Below are 18,762 nucleotides of genomic sequence, written 5' to 3'. Positions count from 1 at the left end.
GCCGTAAGGTTGTCAGCCGCCCGAACTGCGTGGGTTGCGCCCGAAATAAAAAACCGCCCTCAACGGGGCGGCTCGTGATCGTCTTTCGTGGCGCAAATATCCACACTGACGCTGATATTACGCAAAACTCGACAAAGTACAAGAACTATTTTTTCCACAGTTCGTGCAGGCGCTCAAGACCTGAACAAAGCGTCTTTCCACGCAGTCCCACAACCTGATCCTCCCCACAAACAGCCACGACCGCGCGTCGCTGGTGTGAGGACAGAACTTCAAGCGCCGCCGTGACAACCTCGCGGGCATCAAGCGACACCTCGGATGCCACCAGATCGCCACGCTCGATTTCCTGTGTGTCGTAGGTCTGCGTTACGCGCGCCCGGCGGGCCGAGCACAACCATGCCCGGCGAAACTTGAGTCCGGCCCCGTATTGCTGAGCCGTCAGGCTGCTATTCGCGCGATGATAGAACCGATCCAGCGCGCATTCATCAGCCACGCGACGCACGGGCCGCGTCTTGCCGCCAGAGCCTGCGATAGCGATAGCATCCTGCACGATTTTGCGGGCCGCAGCAGCAGGACCATCTGCACCGGGGTCATCTGCGGTTCCGGCTTCAATCTCGCGGCGCAGGCGATTGTATCGCCGGTCGGATTTCAGGATCTGGGCTACCCGGTCAAGTTCTATGGTCTGCGCCATTTGCCCCTCCCAATTACTTCGTTTCGAGTTCGGCAATGCGCCGTGCTGTTGGCTCAATGTTTTTGGCCAAAAGACGGGCCGTATTTACAAGATTTTCCGCGCTTTTGTCGGAACCGATTAGCATTTCATTGAAATACAATTCCCCATTGCGCCTGATGAAATACATCACTTTTTCTTCGCCTTCATATGGAACCTTCACGTGTTTTTTTGAATTCACGGCTTCACTCACTGCTCAAGTCTCCTCATATCCGCCCGCATTTTCCGCGCCGCCCGCCAGTCACTTGGCGTGGCGCTTGAGAAATACAGGGCTCCATTACTGTGTTGCCACCTGATGTGGCCGCTGCCGGTGATTGCGATGGCTGACCATCCTCTGTCGGCCATTTCGCGTTGCAGTTTGCGGTGGAGGCGGATTTTCATTGCTGGCAACCGCCTGAGAACATGCCATCACGCCTGGCCTGTTCCATCATATCGAACGCCTCATCGACGGTACATTCCTCTTCGTGTGCAATGTATTCGGCCACAGCATCCCACGAAACGGACTCATCAGGCGCGAGCCGAGTGGAAATTGCGCCTATATGTCTGGCCACAGTCAGGTTCATCGCTATCGCCTGATCTATGCGGTCAGACATTACGAACAAACCTGCCACCCTCATCGCGTGCCCGTTCGTATTTGGCGAGACGTCTATTCAGCGCACGAATGTCCCCTTCAAGGCACGAAGCGCGACATTCATCCTGCTGCCACTTCGCAAACACGCACGCAAAATTACTCATCATCTGACCTTGAGCGCGCTTCATCCCCTCAATCTCCGACCAAGGCCACACGTGGCGTTTCAGGAAGCGGATCATAACTTCACCCTCTTCATCTTCCCGCATTTCGTGCAACGTTTTACGCCCTTTGTCGCGACGGGTAGGGGCCCGTTCACCACCGACCATTCTGTGGCGATGACCTGCCACTCATGCCGACACTGCCGCGACCAACCGAACGGGATCAGGGCTGCGGCGGAGAGGATCACCGGCTTAGCCTCACCATCATCCACGCGAACGCCCAAAACGACCCCACCGCAGCGATGGCCCCGGACACATTCTCGCCTATTGACGCGATGGCCTGCCATTCACTCATCCGAACCAACCCTCCATATTCGCCCACACAGCGCCTTTCCCATCACCCACGGTCAATCTCCCTCTGAGAAGTTTACACCGCCCTCCTGACGCAACCTCGACGCTCTCATGGCCATATCCCGCTCGAACCGCGCCCTGCATCTCGCCGCCGCTGCGTTCCAGTCGATTGGCGGCGCGAGATTGGCCACGTAGTCAGCGCCGCATCGGTGCGGCCAGATTTCGGACGGGCTTTCCATGCCGGATAGTACCACCGCCGAGTCGGCATTGGTACCTTTTTCTTCGCGGTTTTCAGGCATTTTTTGCCTCTGCTAGCAGGTTGTCTGCAGCCTGAAATGCCCGGCGCAGATCGGCAATCCGCTCGATCGTCACGGCGCGCAGATCGCCAGTCATGCGCGGCAATTCAGCTTCAAGTGCCCGCACTAACGGCCAGCCGCGCAGGGTTGCATCTCCACCGGGCATGTAGCCACCAAAGCGGCTGATGCGGGCTTCTGCCGCTTCACGCTCGGCCCGTTCACGCTGCAGCTCGGCCACCTTCGCAGCAACGGCGGCACGTTCGGCCAACGTCGGCTTGCTGCGCGGCACATCGGGCGCGCGGTCAGCAACGGCCAAAATTGCCTTGCAGCCCTCGACCTCATGGGCAATCCGGTCAGCAATTGTCCGGAGTAGCGCGTAAAGTTCCGCCGGCCGGGGCCAGAACGTGCCCGGCAGTCGGCCATTGATCGCGGCCTGACGGCACCATGCCTGGCGCGATGAGACTGACCAGACCCCAGCGGGAAGATCGCCGCAAACTTCCACGATGGCCTCGACCGATGCGCGAATGGCGCCTTCGTCGGCTGGGGGATTGGAAACCATCCCGGCCAGCTTCTTCAACCACGCCATGACCATCTGCGGGGTAGAGGGCTGCATGGCCAGACGCGCAGCCGCAAGCTGTGCTCGTGCCTGACTGGCAACGTCAGGCGTCACATCCCGCGGCAGGATCGCCATGCCGCCACGTCGGGCATCGATCAACGCTGCAATGGCCGGTTCAGCCGGACGGTAGGCCACGACAACACCGGGCCGGATTTTCGAAACGTGGTTCATGGTCAAACTCCCGGATGGTCGAGCACGGCGTCCCAGATGGAGGGGGCGCCTTGGGTGTTGCGGGTAACGCGGTGAGGATTGGCATGCTTGCGAGCCGCGGCAGATGCTTCGGGATCACCGGCCCATCCCATCGCGTTCAGCCACGAAGCCGGATACGGGATCAGATCGAAGCCGTGGTCGGATTTTCGGTCCGGCCATGCTGCGACATGCCGCGACAGCCCGAGCATGATTTCCGATTGCGGGGTTTTCGTCCGGGCCTTGGTGTGCGCCTTCATGGCTGAGCCCTTATCCACCTTGCGGGGATAGGCTGCCCAGAACTCATCGAACTCCGCAGCGCGAGAACCGACAGCCTCAGCGCTCGGCGATGAGGAAGAGCCCGAACGTAGTGAGGGTGATATATAACTGTCCCTGTCCCTGTCACCCCGCGCGTTTTCTGCGACACATGCGTTTCTGATATGCCCCTGAAACTCAGATGAAACGCGTTTCACTTCCATTTCATCGTTTGACTGTTCTTCAGATTGATGTGCGTCTCCGTTCTGTTTCCGGCGCATTTCACGCCATGCTTGCAAACGTTCCTTATCTTTCAAGCGCTTTTTGCTTTTGCGCAGACGCTCTTCGTAAGCATCAAGCGCCTCCTGACACAGCATCGGGTGATAGAGGCGCCCATCACTGCACAGGATGAAACCGTGCAGGGCGCGTTCCTTCACGGCCTGCCATGCCTTAACATCGCGCCCAAAGTCCGCCAGCGTGGCAAGGGCACGGTCACTGTTCGGGAGGCTACCGGCCGGAAGCTGGTTCCATGCAGCCCACCACAGGCGCATGCCTGCACGAAACTCTGCATCAGATGCCTCGGTATAGAACTCGCTCGAGAACAGCCGATGCCCGAACAGAGGCATGAAATCGTATCCGCGCAGATCGCAGTATTCGGGCGTGAGGGGTTCTGGTAGATCGGTCATTCTGTTACCTCGCGCCATACAGAGGAGTGAGCGAAAGCGCGGCGTGCTGCCCTAATTTCGTCAGATGGAAATACACATTCGTGTCTTTCCAGCAGGGGGCTTTCCCCGGATGCATCAAACCCTTGTCGACAAGCCCCAGCATCGTCTTGTTTTTCGATGACGTGAAGAAATGACCGCGATAACCAGCTTTCCACGGCTCGTATTCATTCAGGCCAAACGCGTGTAGAAGACACTCCATTTCCTCTTTGGAAAGGGTGTCGGCGATAGGATCACGACCCGGCAATACCTGGTCCTTCTCGCGCCACCGACGCGCATGGATTTCAACGATCCTGCCGCGCGCGCAATCCATGTGACGCCAGCACATCATGCGGGCCTGACCGGCGGTATGGGCGAAGTAAAGCTCTTCACCATCATAGTCATCAACCGTAACGCGCCATGCCTTACGCAGGCGGGTGGAGATTTTTGTTGTTGTCATGCTACCACCTCTTCCGACATATCGGCCAACCAGCCGGGCATGCGTGCGTCATCAACAACCTGACCGGCAAGAGCCACGGCCACTGAAGTAGTAATGATGATGTTCGGATCGAGAATGTTCCGGTGAACAACTACCGAACCGGCACCAGATCCAAACGTCCGCGAATACCAGACGCCAACGGCGGTGGGGTCACTCTCTCTGGCATGTGCCGTTATTACGCGAGAAACCGTTCGTATGGCAGGATCGGACAAAATGGTCGTTGTATCTTCTTCCGGCGCTTTCTGGATTATTGCCGCAACACGGGCCGGGTCGATCGACAGGGGGCCGATGAACAGAGACCAGTCATCATCTCCCTCGCCCCACTCCGCCCTGCACGACCAAATGCCCGTGTTCTTGTCGTCCTCAGGAAGGTTGCCATTCCCATTGATAAACGCGCCGCAATAAATGGCGCTCACCATGTCAGGCACCATGAAGTCCGGAACGCTCGCCTCGCATTCATACGGCTGGCAATTTTCATCCATTCGCTCCAAAAGCCTTGGGCGACGACACTTTTTCAGGAAGCCCTTCGGGAATGTCAGCCGGGACGGCCTGCTGATTTTTCCATCAGGATCGTGGATTATTACTGAGCCATAACGGCATTGCGCCATCATTACGATGCCACCAGCCTTGTGGAGTGCCACATTGAATCCACGATATGACAGGGTATTGATGGTCATGATAGACGACCCGCGACACTCTCGGTCGAGGGCCTTGGACATTTCGGACAAGATCGCGAGATTTCTGGCTTTTGTGTAAAACACAAAGTTCTCGTCGTATTCGTATTTCTTGGTCATGCCACCACCTCAGTAATCGTAACAACAGTCCGCTGTTCACACAGGCGGCATTTCACGGATCGGACCTCGAGGGTCATGTGCTTGGGGGCATCATCCACAACGAAGCCCAGACCGCGCTTGTTCTTCACGCGCTGTCGGGCGCCCGGCGTGCGGACGTTTAGGAGGCGCGGCGTCGTCAGGGCATCCACCAGGAACTTCGCGCCGCCGTACAGGCCGTCTGTATCCGGCGTGCCGGCCGAGTAGCGCTCGATCAGCACATGTGCCTTCTGGAACGGATCAGAGGGCCGCAGATGAAGCGCCGCGTCCGCGACTGCCCGCGCCATCTTTCGGCGCATTCCAGTAAGCGCAAAACGGCTCTGGCCGATGCTGTGGTTAAGCAATGGAAAGGGCTTGGGAATGGTGAAGGTTATCATGCGGCCATCTCCCGCGCCGGGAACGGGCATGCCCGGTCACCCGGACCCAGAGCTTCATAACGCAGCCCTGTCAGCCGAACCCTGATCCACTTCCAATTTTCCAGCCACAGCCAGTCCTGCGCCTCACGCTCGGACCGGACGTTGTAGATCCCCACGAAATACGTGCCGTTCTGGTCGACGCCGGATACACGGATCCATGTGCGGTCAGACATGATTTTGCCCCCTCATCGGCAGACAAACAGTCTGGGTCACATAGCCCAGGGCGTTGACAATATTTTCAGATACGTCGCGCCGGCCGCTAAGCGTGAGTGACACGACAGACTGAGGAATCCCGGTTTTTCGGCTCCACGCATGCTGCCCACCCGCCAGCTCTACTGCATCTGCAAGAACTGATTGCATTTCTGTAATCGGGCGACCGGTTATGAGGTGTGTCACTCTCCGGCCTCCCGTTTCAGTTCATCGGCCCGGCGTTCCAGTCGGTCGGCTCGTTCGCTCAGGTATTCGGCCCAGCGCCGCAGGGAGATTGCGCGCCGGAGTGCTCGGCTTGCCCGCCATCGGGTGATGGCAGCGCGCCGCAGGAGGATGTATCTCCCCATGTGTCGTTCCATTCTTGACTGAGGGCACGGTAGATGGCGGCCTGATGCTCGGCCTGCCGCTCTGCGCGCGCCAGATGTTTGCGATAGGCATCAACCAGGCGCAGATAGATATGCGCCGGGATGCGCTCCCATTCTCCGTAGTAAAGGCCCTTCGCCTGCCGGTCGGTGACCCGCAGCAGTCGAGCAATACGGTGAATGATTTCCTTGACGCCGAGCCCGCGCCCGAACGTCTCTGAAAGGGTTCGAGCCATTGTCTGGGCATTCTGCGTCACTGTCTCAGCAGTAAGCATTTCGCGTTTTTCCAAACTGGCGGAATTGATTTCCAATTTTTTGGACAAGGTTTGCTCCACATTCCGAACAGCAACGAACGGAACCGGAGAAAACCTTGCTGGAGAAACCACCAATCGAATTGGCGGATGGGATGAAAGAAGGAGACCGCACCCTGTCAATTCCGCAGATACTGGTCCTGATGGCGCGGGTATGGGCGGCAACCCATCCCGACGCGCCAGTCGAGGTCCGGCAGCATCTGGCGGCCATGGTGGCCACGGAACTGGCGGGGCGGTGATGCATCAGAAACTCACCAAATGACGCCGAGAGGCTGCTCCCATGAGATTTCGTTCATCTTTGTGAAGAGCGGCATGACAGGGAACACAAAGCCATTTTACGTCTAATGGCTTTGTGTAATCATCATGGTGGGCCTGAGTATTTGCACCCCCGCACGCCTCACAAGGTTTTCGAATTAGTCGCCCATCCCGTATTGCATTGCTTACTGCGTTATGGGCTCGACGTTGGATGGGATGTTTTTTTGCCATGCATCTCTCCCCTTTTTTAATTTTTCCTTTCCCGCCTCTGATTGCGCATAAGCGCGTCGCGCGGCTATTCGGTCAGGTTGACCGGCGCGTAAACGATCATAATGCAAATAATACTCTTTATTTGCAGATCTATTTTTTCTTGTGTCTGATTTTGCGCATGATTTGCACTTATTCAGATGGCCATCCAGCATCTGCCTGTGGACGTAAAACTCACTTAATGGTTTTTCCTGCTGGCATTTAAAGCAGGTTTTGGAGACATTATTCATGCTCTTATCTCCCGCTAAAATGGAATGGTTTCATCATCAGGCGCATCCCACCAACCCGAACGCTGCTGGCCGCCCTGCTGGCGAGGCTGGGACTGCTGAGGGGGTGAACCACCATCGTTGGTACGCTCACCACACAGAACCAGATTCCCGCCAAACTTCTGGATCACGACTTCTGTCGTATAGCGATCCTGCCCGCTCTGGTCGGTCCACTTCCGGGTCTGGTTCTGGCCGATGACCTGCACCTTGGACCCCTTGCGGACAAACCGTTCGATCACGCTGGTCAGCCCTTCATTCCAGCAGACCACGCGATGCCATTCGGTCTTTTCGCGCTTTTCGCCTGACTGCCTGTCTTTCCATGTTTCAGACGTGGCGAGCGTGAAGCTGGCGACCTTCTGGCCGCCTTGTGTGGTCCGTATTTCAGGATCCTTGCCCACATTGCCAAGGATGATCGTCTGGGAGAAATGACCGGCCATCACTGCACCCCCATCGTCTGCCGACTGACCACACGTTCGCCAACGCCACGCAGGGAGAGGGTCACGCCATAGCCAACAAATTCGCCGCCTTTGGCGCAGTCGCCATCAACGCGGACCAGACCGTAATGAACGAGTGCCCGCGCTTCCTGCGGGCAGCCTGCGAGACCGAGGCGGCAGAGGGCTGTTGAGAGGGGGAAGGTTTTGCTCATGAGCGGGCCTCCTGAAGGGGGCGACCAGCCATCACCGGCATTTCGCCGAACATGAAGCCGATCTGAGTATTGACGGAAGGAAAACGCCGATTGAACAGGTCATCAAACTGGCGAAGGGAAATGGCGCACGACAGAATGGTCGCCACTTTTTCGATATGCTGACGCAGCACAGGCATATGCTTTGCCTTGAGAACCTGATGATGTTTGTGGGCACGAACGTGCTCTTCATCTGCTGGATTGGCGTCGCGGATCGCTGTCAGCCCAAGTTCCCCAAACAGGAACTTATAGATGTAGCGATTGATGAAGTGCGAGCAGTTGGAGTGGTTGCCAATCGCGGGGCGCGTCAGACCAAGAACCCGATGTAGGTCAATAAAGAACCCATCCGGGTATTCACGCTGCCACTGTCGAACCTGATCGTTGATCAGAGACAGGCGGAAGAACTCAGGGAGCGGCATTTCACGCTGGGTCTTGCGGCGCATATCAACGAATGCGCGAGAAACACCAATCATGATCATGGTTGCCGCGGGCTTATCAGACCTGCTGACCATAAATACGGCCTGCTGTTCGGTCAGATGATAGACCCGAGCCGCCCTGCCGCCGCCTTCCGGAGCGATGAGTTTTGAAAACACATCGCCAAGTTGAGAGATGTTATCTTCATGTTTTTTGATCAGGCGTCGGAATACGCGGATATCCTCATAGCCGAGCTTGTTGGCAAGTTCTTCATCTGAAATCCGCAACTCGCCATCCTGCTGCCGCTCAATTTTGAAAGGGATGATTTGGGCAGTCACCGCGCGCCCTCCCCTTCGGGGCGCACGACCGTCACGCCTCGGAACAGGTCCGGGCGCAGTTCTTCGCGGGGGATGCTGAATAGCGCCTCAATCGTCGGGCAGTGATGAGGCGGTATTTCTCTCCAAAGAATAGGCGTCGAGTGGCGAAGGCGTAATGCTCTTGCCAGCACAGACGGGCCGCCCACGCGGCGCAGAAGTTCTTTCGGTGTCATATTGTGTGTTTGCCACACAAACACTCGGTCAGGCAAGCATATTGTTTGCCTGACAGGCACGCCATTTCCAGAAAGGAGGCATAATCCCGCGTATGATGGACAGGAAACTATTCGCTGCGAGACTGGGTGAGGTGCGCCAGAAGCGTGCCCTTGAGCTTGGCCGGAAGCTAACGCAGGCTGAGGTTTCGGATGCTGCTGGTGTATCCCGTAGTCATTTGGCTGGGGCAGAGTCCCAGCACACAGGCATCAGCTTAGACGCGGCTGTTGCTTTATCTCAATATTACAATGTTTCCTTGGACTACCTTACGGGCCTTTCTGGCGCGTCTAGTCAAGGCTCCGAGAACGCCGCGCATGACGAACGTGAGGTTCTCCTCCTGAAGATCTGGCGCGCTATGAGCGACGAAGAGCGCCTCGGCCTGATGGCGCTTCTCAAGGCCAGAATCGACACCAATGCAGCCTAGCCCATCCCCCATCGCCCGTAGGTCTTTTGCCGCGTTCCCGCTCATTGTTTCCCTTTCGTTCTCACGGAACGATAGCAGAACAAAAGGCTAAGAAGGCATACGGAATTTAGATATGGGTTATGCGATAATAATGGAAAATACCTGTGTCTAATCTCGTTCATAATGAACAAACGAAGCTGTTGGCAAACTGGCTGAACGGCATTGCTGTTTCTATCGCGGTCACGGGCTATGTTGTCCCAGCGATAAGTCACTATTACGACCATAGTAAAAAGCTGCCGTTTTTGACGCTCGTATCCGGGGCTGGCTTATGGACCCTGCTTTCGTATAGGATCAATCAGGCTGCACGGTCTGTTCTGGAGGCACTGAGAGATGACTGATTTTGAGATCGCCTATCTTGCCATCCCAATCATCGGACTGATTGTTTTGGCACCCTTTACCAAAACGAGGATCAAGCGCTGGGCGAATAAGCGCACCTGATCCCAACCCCGCTCCGGCGGGGTTTTCTTTATCTAGCGTTCACCGCAGTCCGCTCGCCTACTTCTCCCAGTGTCTGTGCGTAGTTCTGGCCGTCGTCGCCTACCCAAGCGCAAAACACGTGCGCACCTATCGCGTCGGTGAGCCCAGCCTTCACCTGATAAAATCGCATCATGCCCTCTTGCCTCGACCTGCACACGCGGATTTAGTCTGGCCATACGCATTCGCCCCAAGGCATCTGCTGGCGGCTATAGGTCTGGATCAGGACAGTTTCGGCGGCCATGGCGAATCCTTTCAATTGTGTTCATATTATGTTCCGACGGATTCGCGAAGGAGGTTTTTGCATGGGTGATATTTTGTCTGTGTGGCGAACTTTCCTGTTGCGTCCATCTCGTTTGTCTGACAAACATATACCCATCACCAACACGGAGATGGGAAGTGACCAAGCTCACAATTCTCTCTACAGAAATTCGACAGGATGCAGACGGGCGCTATTGCCTGAATGATTGTCATAAGGCAGCCGTCGCCGCTGGCCATGACTATAAATCTACGCAGGTAGAGCACTTTACTCGGAATGCCTCCACAGAGGGCCTTATTCAGGAACTCCTCAAAAATGGGGAATTAGAATGTGAGCCAGTCTCCTCTAAGGCTGGTCGTTATGGTGGCACCTATGCCGTGAAAGAACTGGTCTACGCCTACGCGATGTGGATCAGTCCCGCGTTCCACCTGAAAGTCATCCGCGCGTTTGATGCGATGGTGACGAAGGGTGTGCATATTGAGCACCCCCTTTCCATTGACCTGAACGATCCCGCCTTCCTGCGTAGCACGCTCCTGACCTACACGGAAAAGGTGATTGCTCTCGAAGCCGAGAAGGCAGAGGCAGCGCCGAAGCTGGAAGTATTCGAACGCCTCGCCAACAGCAAGGGCCGCACAAACCTGCGCGAAGTCGGTAAGGAACTCCAGATCGGCTCCAAGCGCGGCATCGAGTTTCTGCGCGAAATCAAGTGGACATTCCGCGATCAGGCCGGGCGCTGGAAGGCATATTCCGGCGCAGTCGATGCCGGTTACGTCGAGATGAAATACACCACCTATACCAACAGCGCAGGCGAAGAAGTCAGCACACAGCAGGTATTCGTCACGCCAAAAGGCATGACGCGCCTGGCTCATCGTCTGGGGATGCAGTAATAATGGAAACGAACATGAACACACAGCCTGAGCAGCAGACTGCTCCCGAAAACAACCCCGCACAGATTACCCTCCTCAAAATCCGCGAATGGGGCGCTTGCTCCGATGGGCGCGACTGGTTCCGCGAGAAGTTCCCTCAGGGCGGCACGTATGGCGACGTGATGACCGGTCTGTATGCTGATAAGCGCTATGGCGATGCGCGGTGGCTGGCTAATAAGGCGTTTGATGTAAAGAACATCGATTCCGCCTTTATTGAGAGCGATGTGCGCTCGATCATTGCTGCGACGGAAGGCGTCGATGTTGACTCGGGCAACTACGCACGGGCCGGGTTCTCGGGCGACTACGCACGGGCCGGGTTCTCGGGCGACTACGCACAGGCCGGGTTCTCGGGCAACTACGCACAGGCCGGGTTCTCGGGCGACTACGCACAGGCCGGGTTCTCGGGCGACGACGCACGGGCCGGGTTCTCGGGCTACGGCGCACAGGCCGGGTTCTCGGGCGACGACGCACGGGCCGGGTTCTCGGGCAACGACGCACGGGCAGAATGCACCGGAGAGAATGCTACTATCGCATTCGCGGGGATGAACGGTTCTGTCAGTCTGGGCAAGGGAGGTGCAGCATCTCTAGCCTATTACGATGGCACCCGTACTCGTTTTATCAATATCTATGAGGGCGAAGACGGCATCGAGGCAGGAGTCCTCTATACCGTCAAAAACGGCGAAGTAGTGAGGCGGTAATGCCTCCTCTACCCGACAACCACCTAACCCGCTTTCTAGGCATGGCTCTACTCGGCGCCATGCTTCTGGGAACGGTGTTCTACGCATTCGCTACCGTTGCAATGCCCTGACACGCCCAGGCCACCGGGATTGCGGTCCCGGCAGTCTGGCCGAGTTGGCCGAGTATTTTTCAAGTAATGAGAGGAATTGATTATGTGCAGTAATCTTCCTGACGGTTGTTCGCAGGGTGATATCGACAACGCTCTTGGCGGCTGCTGGCCCGCATGGGCTGAGGACGAATATCAGCGGCTGTGTGAGTATCAGTCATCTTTGATCGCTCTGCGCGAACAGGCGAAGGGTGTTGATGCCCGCTTTCACGATGTGAGCGACATGACGGGCGGTATGCATGGTGGCGCGCTGGATGATGAAATCGTCATGGTGAACAAGTCCATCAAGGACTTCCCGGAAACGGTTGAACGCATCGAGGCAGACGAGCGGGAAAGTCGTGCTTTTGACCGTGCCGATATGCGCCGGTCCGAGCGTATGGAGTGCGCGGCATGACCAGCCGGTATGAACAGCCCCTCGATAATATCTACGAGGGCCTGTCGCGCGCTGAAATCGTTCTGCGACGCGATGTAGAGAGAGAAGAGCGACCGGATATCAGAGCCGATCTTGAGGATGTTCTGGAGTGTGTCTGCAAGGCCCGCAAGAGCCACTCCTTTCTGGCTGGAGACCTGCCATGACCTTCCCCCTGACAGAACACCAGCGCGTGCGGATCAACCGACGTGTGATGCAGAACCATGTGGGGAGGAAGGGGCTGTGAGTAATCATATCAGTTTTGATGTGTCAGATAGTGATGCAGGAATAATAAGGGCCATATCTGAACGAGCAGCAGAAGTCGCATACAAATATCGCCCTGATGCCGAATTCGATCTCGTGTCATGTCGTATGGATATTACGGCAACTCATGCGAATGGAAACCCACTGCGGCTGCGCGAACTTTTGGAGGCAGATGACTTCAATTTTGGGCATGACGTGTTTGGAATAGAGTGTCATCTTGACCGAACTACAGGCAAGCTTATGAACGGGTTTTCTCCACGTTTTTCAAAACGAGGTGAAGCATGACCCCCTTCACCCCGCGCCAGTTCGACGCCGCGCGCCGGGCCATGCTGAGCAGCCTGCATGCACAGTATGGGGGCGAATGGGAGAGCAAGATCAGGCGCCCATCAGATGATCTGACCATCCCGGCGTGGCCGTTCCCTGATTATAGCGCGCTGTGGCTGCCTGGTGGTCAGAGAGTGGCTTTTGTTGAGGTGTGTGTGTGATGGCTCTAACGGTTTATGATGATCTTGAGCAAGGAACAGATGAGTGGCTACAGGCGCGCTGTGGTGTGCTGACGGCCAGCGTAATCGGTAAATTGGTCACGCCTACCGGAAAGATCGCCAATAACGAGACCGTGCGCCGTCTGGTCGCCGATCTTCTGTCTCAGCGCATCACTGGCGTGGTCGAGGAAATCCCCCAGACCTACGCCATGCAGCGCGGGCATGAGGACGAGATCGAGGCCAAGATCGCCTATGTCGACCAGATCGCGCCGGTCAAAGAGATCGGCTTCATGGTCGAGGATCGCTGGGGCTTCAAGATCGGCTACTCGCCGGATGGCCTGATTGGCGACACGGGCCTGATCGAATGTAAGTCGCGGGCACATGGCCTGCAGCTTGAAACGATCTGCAGCCGCGATGTGCCGGCCGAATACATGGGCCAGATCCAGACCGGCCTGATGGTCTCTGGCCGCGAATGGCTCGACTTCATCAGCTTTCCGGCCTTTGGTGGCGGCAAGATGATGGTCAAGCGTGTGTTTCCAGACCCGGAATACCAGGCGCTGCTCATTGATGCCGCCACACAGTTCGAAACCCGGCTAGCTGAGAAGCAGGCCGAATACCAGACAGCACTGAACGACCCCGCGCTCCGTTTCATCGACGTTGAGCGCAGGGCGATGGAAGAGGACATCGTGATATGATGGATATGGGAAAAACGATCATTGCCAAGTCTGACCAGCTCAATGCGGATGACCTTCTTGATGGTCCGCGCACGGTTGAAGTTGAGCGCGTCACCGAGGGCAATGCAGATCAGCCCGTAGCCGTGTTTTATAAGGGCTGCAATGGCAAGCCCTACTATCCGTGCAAGTCCATGCGCCGGGTTATGTACAATGTCTGGGGCCGTGACGGTCACAGCTACGCTGGAAAATCCATGACCCTGTTCCGTGATCCGAGCGTCAAGTATGGCGGCATCATGGTCGGCGGCATTCGCATCAGCCACATGAGCGGACTTGAAAAAGATATGCCACTGGCCCTGCAGGTTACGCGCGGCAGCAAGAAACTCTACACGGTCAAGCCGCTGCGGGCTGCCCAGAAGGAAAAGCCCCAGCCCAAGGCTGAAAGCAATGAAGGCTCTGGCCAGAGTGATGATGAAGCGATGTCTGCCCGCATCAAAGCGGCCCAAGAGGCGGCTGAGAAAGTCATAAAAATGATGGAGAGCGCCTCTGATATGGCTGACCTGGCAAACATCAATAAAGCCGACAGTTACAAGCGCCTGATTGGTTTTGTCGAGCAGCACGATAAGGCGACGCATTCGGCACTGACCAAATCCGTCGCTGACAACGCCAAGCGCATCAGTGAGGGCGAGTTTGCATGACCCAGGCATCCGACGCAGCCGAACCCGAACACCTGACCCAGCCGCTAACGTGGCTGGAGCAGGTCAAACTCCACATGCGGGCGCACAATTCTGCGCCCCTCACCAGCCAGCAGCACGAGAGGCTCCAGATCGCCCGCGCCAACGGGGTCGAGCCGTGGGCCGCGTTCGACCAGATCGTGGGGGCTGACAATGTGCAGTTCTGAAAACGAACTGATCCCTGATGCGCGGCAGGTTGATTTGGAAGAGATGATTATGAAGAACGAAGAACAGTTCGTGATGGTACGGTTGCCGTTGAGTGGAGAGCAGATCAGCGCAGCTGATGTTATTGCCAAGGAAATTGCGGAGAACAACGCGGAAAATGAATGGCGGTTTGCTCGTCACCACTATGCTGCATGTGATGACCTTGTGCGCGCCATCGGCACGCCTGTAACGGGCGGAAACTTAGATTCATCTCGGGAATCCTTTGAGAAATTCTACGCACAGATGTGCTCCAAGGCGACCGGGCATGATACCACACCTGAGTATGTATCAGGTTTGCGGACGAGGGATACCTATGGGAACAGGACATTTCTTAATAATGTTTGGAAAGCATGGCCTGAATACGTGCAATATTCCAATGCATATACTGCCGAGCGGGATGTTGAGATTGCTCGGCTTAAAGAAATCCTGTCACTTTTTGCTCAATATGAAAAATTAATGGACGCCGGAGCCGACACTCCTGCCATGGCAGCATACGCTATTTTCTCTCAGACCGTCGCAGAAATCCTCAATGAAGGATCGGGCGTATGACCCAGAAAACCAAACCATGGAACGGCCTGCCAGATCAGCCGGAACACTCTGGATATCACTGGCTTGCTCTGAAAAAAGAACCCGTTGTGTGGGAACTGCACTTCTGGGATCAAAAATTCGAAGTGTGGGGAAAGCATAGTTGTTCACTGCCTCAGTCAAAGGCAAAAAAATACATCTATGGCGAACCGGCACGCGATCCATCTGAACTTGCGCAGATGCGGCAGGATGAGAGGGAAAGGGCGGCAAAGGTCGCTCAAGCAATCAGCTGCCATTATTACGCACTGAGCGACGCGGCGGAAGATGATGCGGACGTCATAGCATTTGAGGAACGTATGTTTGCCGCAGATGAATGTGCCGTCGCCATCCGCGCCCTAACCGACGATGAAGGGAAGAAGTCGTGAGAAGTCGGGAAGAACAGATAGCTGATCTCACTAACCTGTTTGGCGAGGAAGGCACATTTTCATTCGTGGATGACCGGGACGCCGCGACCAAGCACATCCTGGAGGCCGAACGCCGTGCAGAGCAGCGCGCGCGGGCGGAGTGCGATAAAGAAATATCATCTTTGCGTAAGGGCCTATCAAAATGTGCCGATCTTACAGGTGGTTTTGCATCCCCTGATTGCAGTATCCCTTTTCTAACTATAAGCGTCCCAGAAGAATTGAGGCTATACATAAACCGTCTTAAAGAGAAGGTGACGCAGGATAGTGAGCGGTTGGATTGGATCGAACGCCACCGCGCAACGCAGGCCGTGTATCTGGATGGTTCTGGCTGGCACATAGTACCAGACGGCGAGAGCTGTGGGGTCGGTGGAGAGACGTTCCGCGCTGCTGTGGACGCGGCCATGAAGGCGGAGCGGGAGGCGCAGGGATGAATATAGCCCTCCCCACAATCGAAAAAGGCATCCCCATGCCGCCAGTTGAAACCCGGCGTAGCGAACGGGGCGACTTCGTAGCGAGCCGGTGCATCGGTGATAGCTTCGCCTGTGGACCCACTGATCTCAAGTCATGGGTGAACCTGTTCAAGCGCGTGAAGGAGAGGCACTCCGAACGCAAGTTCTCATACCGTAAAACCGAGACCGGGTTTCGGATTTGGAGGGTCTCATGACTATTGAAGCTACTTCAATCCTCGCCAGCGTTGACGCGGCGGGGAAACGTATCGATACGCTGCTTCTGCGGTATCCGCGCTTTATCCATGCCGAGGAACTGACGCACCGCATAATCGAGACCCAGCCAGAATGCCTGTTTTATGAGGCCATTTCCGATGGGCTTATGTATTGCGAGGATCTTTCGCGCAACGCCTCCAGCAGTCGGGCTATACCTGTGCTGCGAATGATCTCAGATATTGAGCGCGATCCCGTTGAGCCCTCATTCTGGGGCGCCAACCAGGCGGGAATGCAGGCCAAGCAGGAATTGACTGGGGCGGCGCTTCAGGCCGCAAAAGATCGCTGGAGCATGGCCTTCCGTGATATGACTGAACATGCCAAAGCTCTGGCCCACATCGGAGCCCATAAGCAGATCGTCAACCGCATCCTCGAACCGTTCGCCCACATCAACGTGGTGGTGACGGCAACGGAATGGGACAACTTCTTCGCTCTGCGCGATCATGAGGACGCCCAGCCGGAAATCCGTGCGCTGGCGAAGGCGATGAAGATAGCAATGCTGGCCGCGCCAGTGCAGTACCTTGATCTGGGACAGTGGCATTTGCCGTTCGTATCGACCGATGAAATGCGCGAACACCAGGGCCTCATGGACCCTACCGGCAATCTGAGGGTTGTATCGGCTGCCCGGTGCGCCCGCACATCCTACCTGACCCACGATGGCCGCAAGTCATCACTGAGTGAGGATATCGCTCTTGGTGAGCGACTGACCAAGTCACGGCCGTTCCACGCCAGTCCATTTGAGCACCAGGCCACGCCCTACGTGCTCGGCTTTCACAACGAAACTGACCAACGCAATTTCCGGGGATGGGTTCAGAACCGCGCCCTGATGGAGAAATACCTGTGACCGAACAGCCAAGCCACACCCCCTACCAGCGCGGCCGCCGGGCGGCTGAGCGTGGGGCGCCGAGAGAAGTGCCTGACGATATCCATACAGCAGCCACAGGCGAAGATGATTGGTATCAGGGGTATGATAGCATCCATAATCCACCAATGCGCCAAGCAACCCAGCATGGCGATCTGGGGCAGACCAGCACCATTAACCACCCCCGGCACTACAATGCCCATCCGTCCGGCATCGAATGCATACAGGTGGCTGAGCATATGTCCTTCAACCTCGGCAATGCCCTGAAATACATCTGGCGCGCCGATGAGAAGGGCAATGCCCTGGAGGATCTGAAGAAGGCCGAATGGTATATCAAGCGCGAGATCGCGCGGCGGGAGGCAGTATGACCCACAAAATCCGCATAGCAGGCGACCTGACCGAAACCGTGGAACTGATTGAACAGAACCGATACCGCGTTTTTCTGCGGCGCAACGGAGAAATCGTGGCGATGCAGGCAGCAGTCTGGCAGAGGCTCGTGGATAGCGGGCGCGTTTTGGAGGTGGGGAATGGGTAATATCCCCCCTGATCTCATGACTTTGCAGGATGTGCTGGAGCGGCTGAAAGGAAAAATCGGTCGTTGCCGCTTGCTTGGCCATATCCGCGAATGCCCTGAACATAACGGCGGTCCAACCCACAGACGCTGGGGCAGGAAATACATTTTCTCACAGTCTGACTATCATAGGCTCATCGAAAGTATAGAATGCCCCTCAAGATCGTATCCATCCCGAAATCGAAAAATCTCTACCTGCGGGGCACTGTCTCCGGACAAAGCATATTCGAAAGCACTGGAACGACTGACAAACGGGTTGCAGAAGAAATCAGGCGCAAGCGTGAAGCTGAACTCTGGAATGAAACAATCTATGGCAAACGGTCGGTCATAACATTTGCCGAAGCAGTTACGGCCTATCTTGATTACCATCCTCGTTCACAGGCAACCCAGCGATACCTACTACGCCTTCTGGATCACTTCAGAACAACACGGCTGACAGATATAAACCAAGCATCTCTACTTGGCGCATATCGCGCCGTTCTTCGAGATGGGGATAAAGCTGCCTTATCGACCAAAAAACGGGCTATCAGAACACCGTTGCAGGCTGTCCTTGAATTTGGGGCGATAAACGGCTGGTGTGATCGGCCATCGTTTGCTCCCATTCCGGTAAAGAAAAACCCGAAAAAGTTCATGCGGCCGGAGCAGGTTTCGCGACTTGTTATCTGCGCCGCGCCTCATTTGCGTCCTCTGATCGTATTCTTGGCATCTACCGGATGCCGAATGTCAGAAGCCCTAGATCTTGAGTGGAAGGACGTAGACCTGCGCGGGCGCCGGGCCACAGTCTGGCAAAAGCAGGGGCGCGAACGGCATGTCGATTTACCTCCTGTCGCCCTAGCAGCCTGTCGGGTTGGGGTACCCTGTGAAGGGGTAAGGCTGTAGAGTGTCGCGATGAGCCGCTTCATCCCGTTTGACCGATCCCAGCCGTATCTTCTGC

Annotated in this window: 34 protein-coding genes; 18 read left to right on the top strand and 16 right to left on the bottom strand. The window is 56.3% G+C overall.

Annotation, left to right across the window (positions count from 1 at the left end):
* Positions 1 to 145: 145 nt before the first annotated feature.
* From CDI09_RS14260 to CDI09_RS17815, 11 genes are all read right to left on the bottom strand, one after another.
* Positions 146 to 688: a hypothetical protein gene (locus CDI09_RS14260; RefSeq protein ID WP_078523651.1), complete on the bottom strand. Its 543-nt coding sequence runs from the start codon at positions 686 to 688 to the stop codon at positions 146 to 148.
* A 13-nt stretch (positions 689 to 701) separates the two neighbouring features.
* On the bottom strand, positions 702 to 917 hold the full coding sequence (locus CDI09_RS14255) for a hypothetical protein (protein ID WP_078523650.1): 216 nt from the start codon (positions 915 to 917) through the stop codon (positions 702 to 704).
* Between the two features lie 184 nt (positions 918 to 1,101).
* Positions 1,102 to 1,317 carry a hypothetical protein gene (locus CDI09_RS14245; protein ID WP_078523648.1) on the bottom strand — a complete coding sequence of 72 codons (216 nt, stop codon included), beginning with the start codon at positions 1,315 to 1,317 and terminating at the stop codon, positions 1,102 to 1,104.
* Positions 1,310 to 1,621, bottom strand: a complete 312-nt coding sequence (locus CDI09_RS14240; protein ID WP_078523647.1) for a hypothetical protein — start codon at positions 1,619 to 1,621, stop codon at positions 1,310 to 1,312. The genes CDI09_RS14245 and CDI09_RS14240 overlap by 8 nt, the downstream gene beginning before the upstream one ends.
* Before the next feature lie 474 nt (positions 1,622 to 2,095).
* Complete coding sequence (locus tag CDI09_RS14230) at positions 2,096 to 2,887, bottom strand: hypothetical protein (protein ID WP_078523645.1); 792 nt, start codon at positions 2,885 to 2,887, stop codon at positions 2,096 to 2,098.
* 2 nt (positions 2,888 to 2,889) lie between these two features.
* Positions 2,890 to 3,843, bottom strand: a complete 954-nt coding sequence (locus tag CDI09_RS14225) for a YdaU family protein (RefSeq protein ID WP_167370144.1) — start codon at positions 3,841 to 3,843, stop codon at positions 2,890 to 2,892.
* A 4-nt stretch (positions 3,844 to 3,847) separates the two neighbouring features.
* Positions 3,848 to 4,318, bottom strand: coding sequence for a hypothetical protein (locus CDI09_RS14220; RefSeq protein ID WP_078523643.1), 471 nt, complete (start codon positions 4,316 to 4,318; stop codon positions 3,848 to 3,850).
* Complete coding sequence (locus tag CDI09_RS14215) at positions 4,315 to 5,151, bottom strand: hypothetical protein (protein ID WP_078523642.1); 837 nt, start codon at positions 5,149 to 5,151, stop codon at positions 4,315 to 4,317. Before CDI09_RS14215 ends, CDI09_RS14220 begins: the two co-directional genes overlap by 4 nt.
* Positions 5,148 to 5,564, bottom strand: a complete 417-nt coding sequence (locus CDI09_RS14210) for a hypothetical protein (protein WP_078523641.1) — start codon at positions 5,562 to 5,564, stop codon at positions 5,148 to 5,150. Before CDI09_RS14210 ends, CDI09_RS14215 begins: the two co-directional genes overlap by 4 nt.
* The gene (locus CDI09_RS14205) at positions 5,561 to 5,776 is read right to left on the bottom strand and encodes a hypothetical protein (protein ID WP_078523640.1); all 216 of its coding nucleotides are present in this window, start codon (positions 5,774 to 5,776) and stop codon (positions 5,561 to 5,563) included. The genes CDI09_RS14210 and CDI09_RS14205 overlap by 4 nt, the downstream gene beginning before the upstream one ends.
* Before the next feature lie 281 nt (positions 5,777 to 6,057).
* Positions 6,058 to 6,498, bottom strand: a complete 441-nt coding sequence (locus CDI09_RS17815) for a hypothetical protein (RefSeq protein ID WP_146220893.1) — start codon at positions 6,496 to 6,498, stop codon at positions 6,058 to 6,060.
* 83 nt (positions 6,499 to 6,581) lie between these two features.
* Here CDI09_RS17815 and CDI09_RS18280 point away from each other — a divergent pair, with 83 nt between their 5' ends.
* A complete protein-coding gene (locus CDI09_RS18280) occupies positions 6,582 to 6,725 on the top strand; it encodes a hypothetical protein (protein ID WP_167370143.1) in 144 nt (47 codons plus the stop codon).
* Between the two features lie 201 nt (positions 6,726 to 6,926).
* Here CDI09_RS18280 and CDI09_RS17810 read toward each other — a convergent pair whose 3' ends face one another.
* Genes CDI09_RS17810 through CDI09_RS18995 form a run of 5 tightly spaced genes read right to left on the bottom strand, consistent with a single transcriptional unit; the run spans position 6,927 to position 8,920 of the window.
* Positions 6,927 to 7,238: a hypothetical protein gene (locus CDI09_RS17810; protein ID WP_146220892.1), complete on the bottom strand. Its 312-nt coding sequence runs from the start codon at positions 7,236 to 7,238 to the stop codon at positions 6,927 to 6,929.
* A 14-nt stretch (positions 7,239 to 7,252) separates the two neighbouring features.
* A complete protein-coding gene (gene ssb / locus CDI09_RS14190) occupies positions 7,253 to 7,711 on the bottom strand; it encodes a single-stranded DNA-binding protein (protein WP_078523637.1) in 459 nt (152 codons plus the stop codon).
* Positions 7,711 to 7,920: a hypothetical protein gene (locus tag CDI09_RS14185; protein WP_078523636.1), complete on the bottom strand. Its 210-nt coding sequence runs from the start codon at positions 7,918 to 7,920 to the stop codon at positions 7,711 to 7,713. Before CDI09_RS14185 ends, ssb begins: the two co-directional genes overlap by 1 nt.
* Entirely contained in the window at positions 7,917 to 8,708 is a 792-nt protein-coding gene (locus tag CDI09_RS14180; protein ID WP_236944546.1) for a P63C domain-containing protein, read from the bottom strand. Before CDI09_RS14180 ends, CDI09_RS14185 begins: the two co-directional genes overlap by 4 nt.
* Positions 8,705 to 8,920 carry a YdaS family helix-turn-helix protein gene (locus CDI09_RS18995; protein ID WP_078523635.1) on the bottom strand — a complete coding sequence of 72 codons (216 nt, stop codon included), beginning with the start codon at positions 8,918 to 8,920 and terminating at the stop codon, positions 8,705 to 8,707. Before CDI09_RS18995 ends, CDI09_RS14180 begins: the two co-directional genes overlap by 4 nt.
* Before the next feature lie 92 nt (positions 8,921 to 9,012).
* On the opposite strand from CDI09_RS18995, the gene CDI09_RS14170 reads away from it, so the two are divergent.
* The 17 genes from CDI09_RS14170 to CDI09_RS14095 all read left to right on the top strand — a co-directional run bounded on the left by CDI09_RS14170 (position 9,013) and on the right by CDI09_RS14095 (position 18,707).
* Positions 9,013 to 9,381 carry a helix-turn-helix domain-containing protein gene (locus tag CDI09_RS14170; protein ID WP_078523634.1) on the top strand — a complete coding sequence of 123 codons (369 nt, stop codon included), beginning with the start codon at positions 9,013 to 9,015 and terminating at the stop codon, positions 9,379 to 9,381.
* Positions 9,382 to 10,293: 912 nt separating this feature from the next.
* Positions 10,294 to 11,040, top strand: coding sequence for a phage antirepressor KilAC domain-containing protein (locus CDI09_RS14165; RefSeq protein ID WP_146220891.1), 747 nt, complete (start codon positions 10,294 to 10,296; stop codon positions 11,038 to 11,040).
* 14 nt (positions 11,041 to 11,054) lie between these two features.
* Positions 11,055 to 11,777, top strand: a complete 723-nt coding sequence (locus CDI09_RS14160) for a hypothetical protein (protein ID WP_146220890.1) — start codon at positions 11,055 to 11,057, stop codon at positions 11,775 to 11,777.
* 192 nt (positions 11,778 to 11,969) lie between these two features.
* Positions 11,970 to 12,317: a hypothetical protein gene (locus CDI09_RS14155; protein WP_078523631.1), complete on the top strand. Its 348-nt coding sequence runs from the start codon at positions 11,970 to 11,972 to the stop codon at positions 12,315 to 12,317.
* A complete protein-coding gene (locus CDI09_RS14150; RefSeq protein ID WP_078523630.1) occupies positions 12,314 to 12,499 on the top strand; it encodes a hypothetical protein in 186 nt (61 codons plus the stop codon). Before CDI09_RS14155 ends, CDI09_RS14150 begins: the two co-directional genes overlap by 4 nt.
* 76 nt (positions 12,500 to 12,575) lie before the next feature.
* On the top strand, positions 12,576 to 12,881 hold the full coding sequence (locus CDI09_RS17805) for a DUF6874 family protein (protein WP_146220889.1): 306 nt from the start codon (positions 12,576 to 12,578) through the stop codon (positions 12,879 to 12,881).
* Complete coding sequence (locus CDI09_RS14145) at positions 12,878 to 13,081, top strand: hypothetical protein (protein WP_078523629.1); 204 nt, start codon at positions 12,878 to 12,880, stop codon at positions 13,079 to 13,081. The genes CDI09_RS17805 and CDI09_RS14145 overlap by 4 nt, the downstream gene beginning before the upstream one ends.
* Positions 13,081 to 13,773 (top strand): lambda exonuclease family protein, encoded by a 693-nt coding sequence (locus tag CDI09_RS14140; RefSeq protein ID WP_110571365.1) that lies wholly within the window; start codon positions 13,081 to 13,083, stop codon positions 13,771 to 13,773. The genes CDI09_RS14145 and CDI09_RS14140 overlap by 1 nt, the downstream gene beginning before the upstream one ends.
* Positions 13,770 to 14,447 (top strand): hypothetical protein, encoded by a 678-nt coding sequence (locus CDI09_RS14135; RefSeq protein ID WP_078523627.1) that lies wholly within the window; start codon positions 13,770 to 13,772, stop codon positions 14,445 to 14,447. Before CDI09_RS14140 ends, CDI09_RS14135 begins: the two co-directional genes overlap by 4 nt.
* Complete coding sequence (locus tag CDI09_RS14130) at positions 14,444 to 14,650, top strand: hypothetical protein (protein ID WP_078523626.1); 207 nt, start codon at positions 14,444 to 14,446, stop codon at positions 14,648 to 14,650. Before CDI09_RS14135 ends, CDI09_RS14130 begins: the two co-directional genes overlap by 4 nt.
* Positions 14,637 to 15,236, top strand: a complete 600-nt coding sequence (locus CDI09_RS14125; protein WP_078523625.1) for a hypothetical protein — start codon at positions 14,637 to 14,639, stop codon at positions 15,234 to 15,236. The genes CDI09_RS14130 and CDI09_RS14125 overlap by 14 nt, the downstream gene beginning before the upstream one ends.
* Positions 15,233 to 15,637: a hypothetical protein gene (locus CDI09_RS14120; protein WP_078523624.1), complete on the top strand. Its 405-nt coding sequence runs from the start codon at positions 15,233 to 15,235 to the stop codon at positions 15,635 to 15,637. Before CDI09_RS14125 ends, CDI09_RS14120 begins: the two co-directional genes overlap by 4 nt.
* On the top strand, positions 15,634 to 16,107 hold the full coding sequence (locus tag CDI09_RS14115; RefSeq protein ID WP_078523623.1) for a hypothetical protein: 474 nt from the start codon (positions 15,634 to 15,636) through the stop codon (positions 16,105 to 16,107). The genes CDI09_RS14120 and CDI09_RS14115 overlap by 4 nt, the downstream gene beginning before the upstream one ends.
* A gap of 229 nt (positions 16,108 to 16,336) precedes the next feature.
* Complete coding sequence (locus CDI09_RS14105; protein ID WP_078523621.1) at positions 16,337 to 17,239, top strand: FAD-dependent thymidylate synthase; 903 nt, start codon at positions 16,337 to 16,339, stop codon at positions 17,237 to 17,239.
* Positions 17,236 to 17,625: a DUF3310 domain-containing protein gene (locus tag CDI09_RS18595; RefSeq protein WP_236944545.1), complete on the top strand. Its 390-nt coding sequence runs from the start codon at positions 17,236 to 17,238 to the stop codon at positions 17,623 to 17,625. The genes CDI09_RS14105 and CDI09_RS18595 overlap by 4 nt, the downstream gene beginning before the upstream one ends.
* Positions 17,622 to 17,792: a hypothetical protein gene (locus CDI09_RS18275; RefSeq protein ID WP_167370142.1), complete on the top strand. Its 171-nt coding sequence runs from the start codon at positions 17,622 to 17,624 to the stop codon at positions 17,790 to 17,792. Before CDI09_RS18595 ends, CDI09_RS18275 begins: the two co-directional genes overlap by 4 nt.
* A 186-nt stretch (positions 17,793 to 17,978) precedes the next feature.
* On the top strand, positions 17,979 to 18,707 hold the full coding sequence (locus tag CDI09_RS14095; RefSeq protein WP_078523619.1) for a tyrosine-type recombinase/integrase: 729 nt from the start codon (positions 17,979 to 17,981) through the stop codon (positions 18,705 to 18,707).
* The last annotated feature ends 55 nt before the right edge of the window (positions 18,708 to 18,762 follow it).

This window comes from Komagataeibacter nataicola, from assembly GCF_003207795.1.
GTDB classification, from domain to species: Bacteria; Pseudomonadota; Alphaproteobacteria; order Acetobacterales; family Acetobacteraceae; genus Komagataeibacter; species Komagataeibacter nataicola.
Note: the sequence above shows the minus strand (reverse complement) of the source record. Positions and strands in the feature narration are given on the sequence as shown.

Excerpts from the sequence above, each read along its gene's own strand:
- CDI09_RS14260 (WP_078523651.1), bottom strand. The coding sequence starts at position 688 with ATGGCGCAGACCATAGAACTTGACCGGGTAGCCCAGATCCTGAAATCC.
- CDI09_RS14245 (WP_078523648.1), bottom strand. The coding sequence starts at position 1,317 with ATGTCTGACCGCATAGATCAGGCGATAGCGATGAACCTGACTGTGGCC.
- CDI09_RS14240 (WP_078523647.1), bottom strand. The coding sequence starts at position 1,621 with ATGGTCGGTGGTGAACGGGCCCCTACCCGTCGCGACAAAGGGCGTAAA.
- CDI09_RS14230 (WP_078523645.1), bottom strand. The coding sequence starts at position 2,887 with ATGAACCACGTTTCGAAAATCCGGCCCGGTGTTGTCGTGGCCTACCGT.
- CDI09_RS14225 (WP_167370144.1), bottom strand. The coding sequence starts at position 3,843 with ATGACCGATCTACCAGAACCCCTCACGCCCGAATACTGCGATCTGCGC.
- CDI09_RS14220 (WP_078523643.1), bottom strand. The coding sequence starts at position 4,318 with ATGACAACAACAAAAATCTCCACCCGCCTGCGTAAGGCATGGCGCGTT.
- CDI09_RS14215 (WP_078523642.1), bottom strand. The coding sequence starts at position 5,151 with ATGACCAAGAAATACGAATACGACGAGAACTTTGTGTTTTACACAAAA.
- CDI09_RS14210 (WP_078523641.1), bottom strand. The coding sequence starts at position 5,564 with ATGATAACCTTCACCATTCCCAAGCCCTTTCCATTGCTTAACCACAGC.
- CDI09_RS14205 (WP_078523640.1), bottom strand. The coding sequence starts at position 5,776 with ATGTCTGACCGCACATGGATCCGTGTATCCGGCGTCGACCAGAACGGC.
- CDI09_RS18280 (WP_167370143.1), top strand. The coding sequence starts at position 6,582 with ATGAAAGAAGGAGACCGCACCCTGTCAATTCCGCAGATACTGGTCCTG.
- CDI09_RS17810 (WP_146220892.1), bottom strand. The coding sequence starts at position 7,238 with ATGAATAATGTCTCCAAAACCTGCTTTAAATGCCAGCAGGAAAAACCA.
- ssb (WP_078523637.1), bottom strand. The coding sequence starts at position 7,711 with ATGGCCGGTCATTTCTCCCAGACGATCATCCTTGGCAATGTGGGCAAG.
- CDI09_RS14185 (WP_078523636.1), bottom strand. The coding sequence starts at position 7,920 with ATGAGCAAAACCTTCCCCCTCTCAACAGCCCTCTGCCGCCTCGGTCTC.
- CDI09_RS18995 (WP_078523635.1), bottom strand. The coding sequence starts at position 8,920 with ATGACACCGAAAGAACTTCTGCGCCGCGTGGGCGGCCCGTCTGTGCTG.
- CDI09_RS14170 (WP_078523634.1), top strand. The coding sequence starts at position 9,013 with ATGATGGACAGGAAACTATTCGCTGCGAGACTGGGTGAGGTGCGCCAG.
- CDI09_RS14160 (WP_146220890.1), top strand. The coding sequence starts at position 11,055 with ATGAACACACAGCCTGAGCAGCAGACTGCTCCCGAAAACAACCCCGCA.
- CDI09_RS14155 (WP_078523631.1), top strand. The coding sequence starts at position 11,970 with ATGTGCAGTAATCTTCCTGACGGTTGTTCGCAGGGTGATATCGACAAC.
- CDI09_RS14150 (WP_078523630.1), top strand. The coding sequence starts at position 12,314 with ATGACCAGCCGGTATGAACAGCCCCTCGATAATATCTACGAGGGCCTG.
- CDI09_RS14145 (WP_078523629.1), top strand. The coding sequence starts at position 12,878 with ATGACCCCCTTCACCCCGCGCCAGTTCGACGCCGCGCGCCGGGCCATG.
- CDI09_RS14140 (WP_110571365.1), top strand. The coding sequence starts at position 13,081 with ATGGCTCTAACGGTTTATGATGATCTTGAGCAAGGAACAGATGAGTGG.
- CDI09_RS14135 (WP_078523627.1), top strand. The coding sequence starts at position 13,770 with ATGATGGATATGGGAAAAACGATCATTGCCAAGTCTGACCAGCTCAAT.
- CDI09_RS14130 (WP_078523626.1), top strand. The coding sequence starts at position 14,444 with ATGACCCAGGCATCCGACGCAGCCGAACCCGAACACCTGACCCAGCCG.
- CDI09_RS14125 (WP_078523625.1), top strand. The coding sequence starts at position 14,637 with ATGTGCAGTTCTGAAAACGAACTGATCCCTGATGCGCGGCAGGTTGAT.
- CDI09_RS14120 (WP_078523624.1), top strand. The coding sequence starts at position 15,233 with ATGACCCAGAAAACCAAACCATGGAACGGCCTGCCAGATCAGCCGGAA.
- CDI09_RS14105 (WP_078523621.1), top strand. The coding sequence starts at position 16,337 with ATGACTATTGAAGCTACTTCAATCCTCGCCAGCGTTGACGCGGCGGGG.
- CDI09_RS18275 (WP_167370142.1), top strand. The coding sequence starts at position 17,622 with ATGACCCACAAAATCCGCATAGCAGGCGACCTGACCGAAACCGTGGAA.
- CDI09_RS14095 (WP_078523619.1), top strand. The coding sequence starts at position 17,979 with ATGCCCCTCAAGATCGTATCCATCCCGAAATCGAAAAATCTCTACCTG.